This is a genomic window from Limimaricola sp. G21655-S1, from assembly GCF_027213785.1.
GTDB lineage: Bacteria > Pseudomonadota > Alphaproteobacteria > Rhodobacterales > Rhodobacteraceae > Limimaricola.
Genome location: NZ_JAPWGO010000042.1, coordinates 1 through 9,294, shown reverse-complemented (window position 1 = coordinate 9,294; position 9,294 = coordinate 1). Strand labels below are relative to the sequence as shown.

Here is a 9,294-nt window from a genome sequence, read left to right as displayed (position 1 = left end):
TCGATCGTCATCCCGACGATCGTCAGCGGAATGAAGGCCAAGGTCATGGTCACGGCATGATCGCCGATGACGCTGGTCACGCCCGACGTGACCTGGCCGCTGCGGGCGACATACCAGGTCGCGAAAATTTCCGGCAGTGCCGCCACGGGAGCAGTGATGAAGAGGCCGCCGATGATCTTGGACAGCCCGAACGCGGCCACGATCTTCTCGGTGGAGAAGACGGTGAAGTAGGCGCCAATGGCCAGGGACGCCACACCGGCCGCTGCCAGCCGCTTCTCCTTTGAACTCCACTCGACCTCTTCGCTGTCGCCGCGTCCGCGCAACAAGGCCTGCGTGACATAGGCAAGATAGCCCAGCAGCAGGAGCCAGCCGTCGAGGGGCTGGAGGCCACGCCAGGGCGCGGGCAGCGTCAGCAGGGCAAAGAGCGCGATGATCCCCAAATAGGGCAGGGCCTGCATCGTGACGGCCCGGCGATCCACCTCCAGGAGATGCGCCCGCCGGTGTTCGGCGTGATTGTCATGCCCCTCAATGCGCTTCCTGCGCGTCGCGGCGTAGGCCGTCACCACCATCAGGGGAATGGCGAGCACGTTCGACCCCAGCAGCGCGCCCAGACCGATATCACCGACACCGCGCAGGGCGCTCGTGGTGTTGATGCCGATCTCAGGAGAGGCCGCGGCCAGGCCGACGAAGGCGCCGCCGGCGGCCACAGAGAAGCCCCACTGCTTGCGCAGCTTCTTCAGAGGCTCCGCCAGATGCTCCGCGCCCCAATGCGCGGCCCAGACGGCAGCCAACAGCACCGGTATCCAGATCAGAAGATTGCTACTCATACCATGTCCTGCGCTTCCCGGGAGGCAACGCCCTCGGGGCCGCGAACGGTTCCGCCGGTTCTGGATGTCTCTCGATCAGGACGGCCTACAGTGACGCTCCCCTTGTCCGGCCGAAAGAACAGCAACCGAAGCGCATTCAGAGTCACGAGGACGGTCGCGCCCGTATCGGCGAGAATGGCAATCCACAGACCGGTGACCCCGAGGATCGTGGTCACGAGAAAGACCAGCTTCAGGCCGAGAGCGATGACGATGTTCTGACGGATGTCTGCCATGGTGCCAATGCAGTCAGGCTGGACTTTGGCGAGGCGGTAAACAATTCAAGTGTCATCGGTCGCATGGGACATCCACACATGACGGACGTGACCCCGTGATCATTCTCTCATCCGCGATCAATCGTTCGGGTGAGCCTCTGCCGCGCCCGCCTTCGAACACTAGCCCAAGCCGCGCGTTGACACCGGCGGAATATACTTCGAGTGCATCGGATGGCGGAGATTAAATCTCGCCCATCTGCTCAAGTGGCAACAGGGCTTGTGCTGCGCGCCTTGTCTTCAACAACTGACCAAGCCTATCTTGCGTGTAAATGAAGCCGAGCGCGAAATAGGCTTCCGCAGCGGAGCCTGCGGAAATGTGCGGTATGGCTGAAGTATCCCGCAGGATATCGACCGGGCCTTCTATACCCTCAACGCTAAAGTCCTCCTCATACTTAGGAACGGAGGCGCGCAGCAGAAAGTAGGCGACACCGGAAACGACCAAGCCTGCTGCGCAAACCGCCAGGAACGAGCGAAATAATATGTTGAACAGTCGTCTCAATTCGTTGCCGGTGCCAAAGTAATCTCAGGACGTGATGCGCAAGAGAATCACCGAGGTGAAAAAAGCGATGAGACCAAAAGCAATACCGAAGCTTGTCGCGTATTGAAGTATATCCAGGCGGTTCCCTTCCCGCCGTCGCGCCAGATAGCCATCCCAGAGCGCCCCTCCGACAAAGCCTGCGAGCACCAGCATCACGATTCCTCCGATCTTGAGTATTTTGTATTCGAACGTCGTTTGGTCAATCTGACGGCAAAGATCAGGGCCCAGGCCGCACAGATGAGCGCCAGCGACGTCCAATCGCCGAAACGTGCGTAAGGCGTGGGCGCTAGCGCTGTCGGCAGGTTGGCATCTATGACCCCTGTTTGCCCGGTGTCGAGGCGCGCGACGATCTCTCCGTTGGCGTCGATGATCGCGGATATCCCGGTGTTGGCCGCGCGGACCACGGGAAGACCTTCCTCAACCGCGCGCATGCGTGCGGATGCAAGGTGTTGCTCGGGCCCGATGCTGGTTCCGAACCAGGCATCATTTGTGGCGTTGAATATCCAATCGGGACGGAAAAGATCATCGACCACATGGCCCGGAAAAATGATCTCGTAACAGATTGCCACCGCGACCGGAGGAGCACCCGGGATCGCCAGCGTGCGTGGCTCTGGTCCTGGCGTGAAATCGCCCAAACCTTCGGTCAGCCGCTCGATCGGCAGCCAGCCTCTCAGGGGCACATATTCCCCGAACGGAACAAGATGATGTTTTGCATATCCCGTCAGAATTTCGCCGCTGCTGTCATAGGCCTGAACCGTGTTGAAATATCGGGTTCCCCCATCGCCCTCTAGGCGGTCAGGCACACCTGTCAAAAGGATCCTGTCGTCTGGCAAAACCGTGGATAACCGCGTGCGCGCCGCAGCGTCCTCGTCCAAAAAACCGGGAAAGGCCGTTTCCGGCCACAGCAGCAGATCAAAACGTCCGGGTGGCGCGGACAAGCGCAGGTATTTTTCCAACGTGCTTTCTCGGCTGCCCGGCGCCCACTTCTCGACTTGAGGCACATTGCCTTGCACAACGCGCAAAGCAATGTCCGTCGGCGGCACGTCCTGCCTCAATCGAAGCACACCGCCACCCCCGAGACCCGTCACCGCAACGCCGAAGAGTGCGAGAACGAACGCGCGTTTTTTTGGCGCGTCCACAAGCAAAACACCCGGCAATATGCCGATGAAGACTGTGAGAAAGCTCAGACCGTAGCTTCCGACCCAAGCAGCGGGTTGGCGCAAGGCGGCATGATCGAGAAGGGCATAAGCGGCAAGGTTCCAGGGAAACCCCGTCAGGACATGACCACGCAGCCATTCTGCGGCAACCCAGCAGGTTGCAAGCAGAAGGCCTGCCGAAATGCCGCTGACAGTACGGCGCTGCATGATGGTGGCAAATAACATCGCCGCAATAGCCGGGAAAATGGCCAGTCCGGCGGACAGTCCCGCGACTGCCGGGATCGCGAGGGCACCGAAACGCTCGGTATCGACGTAAAAGCTCTCGGCGATCCAGGAAATTCCAAACCCGAACTGGCCCATTCCGAAGACCCAGCCGATGAAGAAGGCAGGCGTTGTCGAAACCTGCCGGAGCACGAGAAAGAGTGCTGAGAAGGCGACCGGAACAACGATGAGCCATGAGAACGGTGGAAGGGCCAGAACCGTCAGACCGCCCGCCGCAAAGCTAATCCCGGACCGCAGGGGAATGTAACGGCCCCGACCAGTCAGTGATGGCAAGCCCGTAATCATGGGCCATTCTGAAACTTGGCGCTCAACCAAAGCGCTATCAGCAGCAGGCCCACGCCGCCGACCACGAAAACATCCGCCATGTTGAAGGCGGGCCAATGCGTGGATCTGACGTAGAAATCGAGGAAGTCCGTCACACCCCGAAACTGGATGCGGTCCATAACGTTGCCGAGCGCGCCACCGATAATCGCACCATAGGCGATAGCCTCAACCGGGTTGGCAGTGCGCACCCACATGACCGTCAACCAGCCGCAGATAACGAGGGCCAACGCCGTAAGGCTCCACCATGGCGCTCCACCAAATAGTCCGAATGTTACGCCATCGTTGCGCAGGTAGATGAGATTGAATCCGGGAAAGACCGGAATTCCGGCGCTCAAATCTGCCGCATTGGCGACGACAATTGCTTTTGTCACCTGATCGACAATAAAAGCAGTTCCAGCCGCAATGAAACCTTGGAAAAGGGACTGTTTCATCTCATCATCCCAGCCATACATCGAGGAACAACATGATCACGAGGCCGACCGCGAGACCGAAAGTCGCCCTGTTTTGATGGCCGGAACGGTGGGTCTCCGGAATGATTTCGTGACTGATGACGTAGAGCATCGCCCCGGCAGCGAAGGCGAGGCCCCAAGGCAACAGCGGCTGCGAGATGCTGATGATGCCAGCGCCAAGAAGCCCGCCTACCGGCTCGACAAGACCTGTCAGGGCGGCAATCCCCCACGCGCGGCGCCTAGAATATCCTTCACCAAGCAATGAGACCGCTACGGCGAGACCCTCGGGAGCGTTTTGTAGCCCTATGCCGATCGCAAGCGGCAAGCCGCCAGAGAAACCGTCAGCGCCGAACCCGACACCAACGGCAAGACCTTCGGGAAAATTGTGGATCGTGATCGCGAAAATGAAGAGCCAGACACGGCGCAGCGAAGCAGCGTCGGGGCCTTCCCGCCCCGTCTTGAAATGTTCATGCGGCAGCCTTTCGTTCATCAGAGCGACCGCGCCCATGCCAAGCAGGATCGCAACACAAACGATGGCCGCGGGGAGTGCACCGTTGTCGAACTGTCCTTCGGCTGCGTCGAGAGCCGGGATGATCAGCGAGAAGAACGAGGCTGCGAGCATGACACCTGCGGCGAAGCCAAGCAGAAGATCGCGCGTGGCTCGGGAGGGGATGCGCCCAAAGAGAACGGGGACCGCCCCGACGGCTGTCAGCGATCCGGCGGCCAGGCTTCCAAGAAAGCCGAGGGCTATTGGGAAGGAAGTTTCCATGCGCTGAGGTCTCGTCGATACGTCAGTCAGAGGCCGAGTAACTGCTAAAGACCTCGGTCGACCCGTCGCCGCGGATCAGGAACACGTCATAGGCCTCGCGATCGTCTTCCGGTCCCATGCCGGGCGAGCCATAGGGCATCCCTGGCACCGCCAGCCCAACTGCATCCGGGCGCTCGTCCAACAGACGCTGGATGTCGGACGCCGGTACGTGGCCTTCGATCACGTAACCGTCGACCAAAGCCGTATGGCAGGACACCATGCGCTGCGGCACGCCATTGTCGACTTTGAAACGTACGAGAAGTCCCCCGAACATGTCCTCGCCCTTCGGCGCAAAGCCGTTTTCCTCAAGGTGCTTCATCCAGGACAGGCAACACCCGCAGCCGCTGGTTTTGCGGACATCGATCGGGATCGCCTCGGCGAAAGCTTGTGCCGCAGGCAGCAAAGCGAACGCGACCGCAAGGGCGGGAGCTAGTCGTTTCATAGAATAAAGCCTTTCGAGTTGTTGTTTGCATAAGTTCGCTGGTGAGACGTTCAGCCAAGAGCGGGCGCGCCTCACTCGGTCGCTCAAGTGCGGTCGTGTCGTCTGTCTCACGCTCGGCCGCCTCTGTAACCCGGTCGCCTGAAAGCGGGTCGGTGGGACGACCGTCCATGAACACTTCATAAGGCAGGTTGGGCCGGTTGCAGTTGCGGTCGCATCAACGCGACCGATCACATGGCCGGCCATCACGCGCTGCCCTTGTTCGTGATCGTCCGGCACCTCGCAGGGATGGGCAGGGCTTGTAAGCGCGTCGAAGCCATGCGCCATCCCAACCACCCGACCATACCCACCGCGACGGCCGATGAAGCGTTCCTGTCTTGCGCCTCGTGCCAAAGGAACCGCAGCAACTCGCCGCCGGAGAGTTCGCTTCGAAAATCCTCGTACCGCCCAGCATTCGCGCCAAGTCGCCCGAGAAGCGTGCAGGGGGGCTTGCCTTGTCAAGCGTATCGAGAGCAGAACTTTCGATCACTGCCTCGCTTGCGAAAATTACCATCTCGGGGTCTGGCCCCAATACGCCGATGACAAGATCCCTACCCAGGATCGTTTCGATCTGCACCCCGTCGTCGACGGCCAGTTCCACGCGCCTTGGGTTCCCCTCCGCTTTTGAGATCACGGCGACCGCATGCCATGGGCGCAATCGGCGGGGATCATATTCCACACCAAGTGCCAGGGCGATCTCTGCGCGGGCAGGTGCAGGAATGCCAGCGTCCGCTAGGACCACATCCAGTATCTCGCCCGACGCGATCTCATGCGTCCAAACGATTAAAGGCAGCTCTATCCCGGGCAACGAGGTTTCGGCGAAGGCAGGCTGCAATAGAGTGATAGGTCGAATTGGGCACCCCCCATCGGCTTGTGGTGCTTTAGGCAGCGTCACAACGTGGTCGACAAGTTGCGGTACCGAGAGCGGATCGGGGGTCCAAAGCGTTGTTTCGGCAATTGCTGGGGCATCGGTTCTTTCGACAGAACTCCAGAGATGGCGATGGTAGTCACCGAACATGCGCCTGCGACCGCCACGGTCCTCAAAACAGCTCGCTTCTTCATGTTGCCCCCGCTACGTCCTCTGGCAGTGCGCGCCGGATCTTCGGCACTGCGAATTCTCGTGGCTCGTGATAGTCGATCATGGTGACGTGCTCACCCTCGGCATCGAACAGGAACACGCTTGCCGTATGGTTCATTGTGTAACCCCCGCCCTTGGTTGGAACGCGCTCGTATAAGGCACGAAATCCTTCTGCAGCGCGGGCAATTTGGTCTTCCGGCCCCGTCCAGCCGCGGATGGCCGGATGAAAATAGCCGACGTATTCGGCCATGGCCTCGACCGTGTCCCGCTCCGGATCGACCGTGATGAAGGCCACGTTCATCTGCGCGGCCGCGTCTCCGAGATCGTCAAGCCAGCCGGAGATATCCGACAGAGTCGTTGGGCAGACGTCTGGACAGTAGGTGAACCCGAAGAACACCATGGTCGGGCGGCCGATCAGGGTGTCTGGGCCCACTTCATTGCCTTCATGATCGGTCAGACGGAAGTCCATTGCCGACAGGGCTAGGGGCCGTTGGCCAGCTGGTTTCGAGGCACCGGGTCCGTCCACGCGCCACCATCCGACACCAAGCATCAGTCCGAGAGCGCCTGCACCCGCTGCACCGTATCGAAGCAAATGCCGACGCTGCATCAGCCCTCCGGCCCGCGCGCGGCAATGTCCAGGATCGGGACGTCGACAGTCACTTCGTCGCCGTCCGAGAAGGTCAGTGTCAGCGGGAAAGTCTCGCCTTCGGTCATCGGGTTTTGCAAGTTCATCAGCATGACGTGTAGCCCGCCTGGCTCCAATGCTAGGCTTTCGCCCGCTTCAATCGTGATCTCTCCAGCAGGCGTCATTGAACTTACGCCATCGGCATTGGTTTTCGTCTCATGGATTTCGGGCATCATGGCCAAAGGTGTTGTAAGCCCGGTCAACGTGACCGCGTCTTCACCCGTGTTGCGCACGATCATATAGGCGGCACCCGGACGGCTCGCGCCGATGGAGGCGCGGGACCACGCGTTCTCGACATTCACATCTTCCGAGCCGGAAAATGCCGGGGCCGACAAGCCCGCGAGCATAAAAATAACGGCCAATCCCTTGACGTATGGTCGCTTTTTCATGACAATTCTTCCTGTATCTGTCCGCGCATCAACTTTGGCTGGCCGTAACTTCCGCAGCCACCAGTCGCCGCAGTTCGGCCTCACCGAACGGGTCTAGCGGCTTGGCGTTCACGAAGAACGTGGGCGTTTGCCGCACGCCAACCGTTTCGACATCAGCGCGGTCATGGTTGAGCACTGCCACGACACCGGGGGCCAGCATTTGTGTCCGGGCTGCTTCGACATCCAGACCTCCGCTTGCAGCAATCTCAAGGATCAAGCCAGGTGCAGGGGTCCCATGGGATGCCCACCGGGGCTGCTCTCGCAAGACCGCTTCGAGCACCGGTTCGAACACGTCCTGCATCCGCGCAGCTTCAAGCACACGGATCGCTTCCACCGAAGCTTCACCGTGAAAAGGCGTGTATCGGATCACGACACGCACCGCATCTCCGTGTTCAGCCATGATATCCTTGACTACGGGATGGAACGCGCGGCAGGCCTCGCAAGCTGGATCGAAGAATTCGACGATCGTGACCGGCGCGGTCTCAGGTCCGAGGATCGGGGAATAGGGCCGGATCAGCACGTCGTTCACCTCAGGTGCGAGGGGTCCTGCCTCGGCCACGGGTTGGGGACGGGTGGCATACCAGGCCGCGCCGCCGAAGCCTGCGGCACCAATGCCGAGAACGGACAAAAGGAGGCCGCGTCGATTCATGTTTGCTTTTCCTTGAGTGAAAGAGCTGATAGCAGCCCGATTAGCGCAAAGGCGACAAGCGCCATCAGTGGAATCGGTATGCCGAAGAGCAGCTGGTTATCGTCAGTGCAAGAGGGGCCGGTCGCCATGCAAGGCTGGATACGCTCGGGGATTAGGCCGACATAGAGGCCCATATGCCAAAACGCGACGGCGGCACCACCCAAGGCCAACGCGACTCCGTATCGGCCCACGCGCGGGTCCTGCCACCACAATCCGAGCCCCAGAACGATGGCCAAGGGGAACATGAAGGCTCGTTGGAACCAGCAGAGCACGCAAGGCGCTTGTCCGAGCACTTCGCCGACAAAGAGCACGGCGAGAGATGAGGTGAACGCAATGATCCACGCCAGGCCAAGAGCCGTTTCTCCGGAAAGTCGGGTCATGGCGATCAGATCCTCTTTCTCAGATCGGCAAGGATCTCTTCGGCCGGGGTGCCGTAGGACCAGGAGTCCACAAAGCCCGCCTGTGGATCAAAAAGGAACAGGTGAGATGTATGCCCCATTGTATAACCATCCGGCGCGCTGGCTTCCTCGATCCGCTCGAAATAAATTGGAAAGGTCTCGGCTGTCTCTGCGATCTGCTTTGATGTGCCTGTGAGCCCGATAATGCCCGAGTCAAAGCGCGGAACGAAGTCGGCGAGAGCCATTGGAGTATCCCGCTCGGGATCAATCGATATGAAGATCGGTTGCACTTTTTCGGCATCCTCGCCCAGACCATCCACGACGGCAGCTACTTCCGCGAGCGTCGTCGGACAGACATCGGGACAGTTGGCAAACCCGAAGAACACCAACATCCAGCGCCCCGCGAAATCCTCCTCGGTACGGATCATGCCTTGGTGATCAGTCAGCTCGAACTCCGCGACAAACGCTGGATCGTCAGTGTTCTGGGCGCGGTCGGCGCGGTAGTCCCACCACAGCAACAGCCAGATGAAAGCGAACACAGCCGCGCCCGCCAAGACCCATAATACCCGCCGAAGACCTGAAAGCTTCACGTCGCTCCGCCCATTGTCGATTCTAACTTTGCTGCGTGTTTAGCTCCTCTAGCCACTGTAGATTCAAGGGATATTTCACCGGAACTTGTGCGGCATAGCGCTTAACTCTACACACACTGTAGGTAAGGCGGAGAGGTGAAGATGCTGACGATCGGTTATCTGGCGAAGAAGACGGGCACGAAGGTGCAGACCATCCGCTATTACGAGCAGGTCGGCCTGATGCCCGAACCGGGGCGGACCGATGGTGGACAGC

13 protein-coding genes and 1 pseudogene are annotated in these 9,294 nt (G+C 60.2%); 1 reads left to right on the top strand and 13 read right to left on the bottom strand.

Going from position 1 to position 9,294, the window contains the following annotated elements:
• The 13 genes and pseudogenes from O4G76_RS19415 to O4G76_RS19350 all read right to left on the bottom strand — a co-directional run.
• On the bottom strand, positions 1-827 hold an 827-nt coding region (locus tag O4G76_RS19415), incomplete at its 3' end, for a sodium:calcium antiporter (RefSeq protein ID WP_269398809.1).
• A pseudogene (locus O4G76_RS19410) lies at positions 824-1,102 on the bottom strand (heavy metal translocating P-type ATPase); the annotation flags it as partial. The pseudogene O4G76_RS19410 and the gene O4G76_RS19415, both read right to left, overlap by 4 nt.
• A 217-nt stretch (positions 1,103-1,319) precedes the next feature.
• Positions 1,320-1,637 (bottom strand): penicillin acylase family protein, encoded by a 318-nt coding sequence (locus O4G76_RS19405; protein WP_254050203.1) that lies wholly within the window; start codon positions 1,635-1,637, stop codon positions 1,320-1,322.
• 24 nt (positions 1,638-1,661) lie between these two features.
• Positions 1,662-1,829, bottom strand: coding sequence for a hypothetical protein (locus tag O4G76_RS19400; protein ID WP_099278717.1), 168 nt, complete (start codon positions 1,827-1,829; stop codon positions 1,662-1,664).
• The gene (lnt, locus tag O4G76_RS19395) at positions 1,829-3,400 is read right to left on the bottom strand and encodes an apolipoprotein N-acyltransferase (protein ID WP_173812389.1); all 1,572 of its coding nucleotides are present in this window, start codon (positions 3,398-3,400) and stop codon (positions 1,829-1,831) included. The genes O4G76_RS19400 and lnt overlap by 1 nt, the downstream gene beginning before the upstream one ends.
• Positions 3,397-3,891, bottom strand: a complete 495-nt coding sequence (gene lspA, locus O4G76_RS19390; protein ID WP_173812390.1) for a signal peptidase II — start codon at positions 3,889-3,891, stop codon at positions 3,397-3,399. The genes lnt and lspA overlap by 4 nt, the downstream gene beginning before the upstream one ends.
• Positions 3,875-4,657, bottom strand: coding sequence for a ZIP family metal transporter (locus O4G76_RS19385; protein WP_099278719.1), 783 nt, complete (start codon positions 4,655-4,657; stop codon positions 3,875-3,877). The genes lspA and O4G76_RS19385 overlap by 17 nt, the downstream gene beginning before the upstream one ends.
• Positions 4,658-4,679: 22 nt before the next feature.
• The gene (locus O4G76_RS19380; RefSeq protein WP_099278720.1) at positions 4,680-5,138 is read right to left on the bottom strand and encodes a DUF411 domain-containing protein; all 459 of its coding nucleotides are present in this window, start codon (positions 5,136-5,138) and stop codon (positions 4,680-4,682) included.
• A 1,094-nt stretch (positions 5,139-6,232) separates the two neighbouring features.
• Positions 6,233-6,859, bottom strand: coding sequence for an SCO family protein (locus tag O4G76_RS19370; RefSeq protein WP_099278721.1), 627 nt, complete (start codon positions 6,857-6,859; stop codon positions 6,233-6,235).
• On the bottom strand, positions 6,859-7,326 hold the full coding sequence (locus O4G76_RS19365; protein WP_099278722.1) for a copper chaperone PCu(A)C: 468 nt from the start codon (positions 7,324-7,326) through the stop codon (positions 6,859-6,861). Before O4G76_RS19365 ends, O4G76_RS19370 begins: the two co-directional genes overlap by 1 nt.
• 28 nt (positions 7,327-7,354) lie before the next feature.
• Positions 7,355-8,014 (bottom strand): thioredoxin domain-containing protein, encoded by a 660-nt coding sequence (locus tag O4G76_RS19360; RefSeq protein WP_099278723.1) that lies wholly within the window; start codon positions 8,012-8,014, stop codon positions 7,355-7,357.
• A complete protein-coding gene (locus O4G76_RS19355) occupies positions 8,011-8,433 on the bottom strand; it encodes a disulfide bond formation protein B (RefSeq protein ID WP_099278724.1) in 423 nt (140 codons plus the stop codon). The genes O4G76_RS19360 and O4G76_RS19355 overlap by 4 nt, the downstream gene beginning before the upstream one ends.
• 5 nt (positions 8,434-8,438) lie before the next feature.
• Positions 8,439-9,005 carry an SCO family protein gene (locus tag O4G76_RS19350; RefSeq protein ID WP_099278725.1) on the bottom strand — a complete coding sequence of 189 codons (567 nt, stop codon included), beginning with the start codon at positions 9,003-9,005 and terminating at the stop codon, positions 8,439-8,441.
• A gap of 177 nt (positions 9,006-9,182) precedes the next feature.
• Between O4G76_RS19350 and O4G76_RS19345 the strand changes: the two genes are divergently transcribed.
• The coding region (locus O4G76_RS19345) for a MerR family DNA-binding transcriptional regulator (RefSeq protein ID WP_269398810.1) at positions 9,183-9,294 on the top strand (112 nt) is incomplete at its 3' end.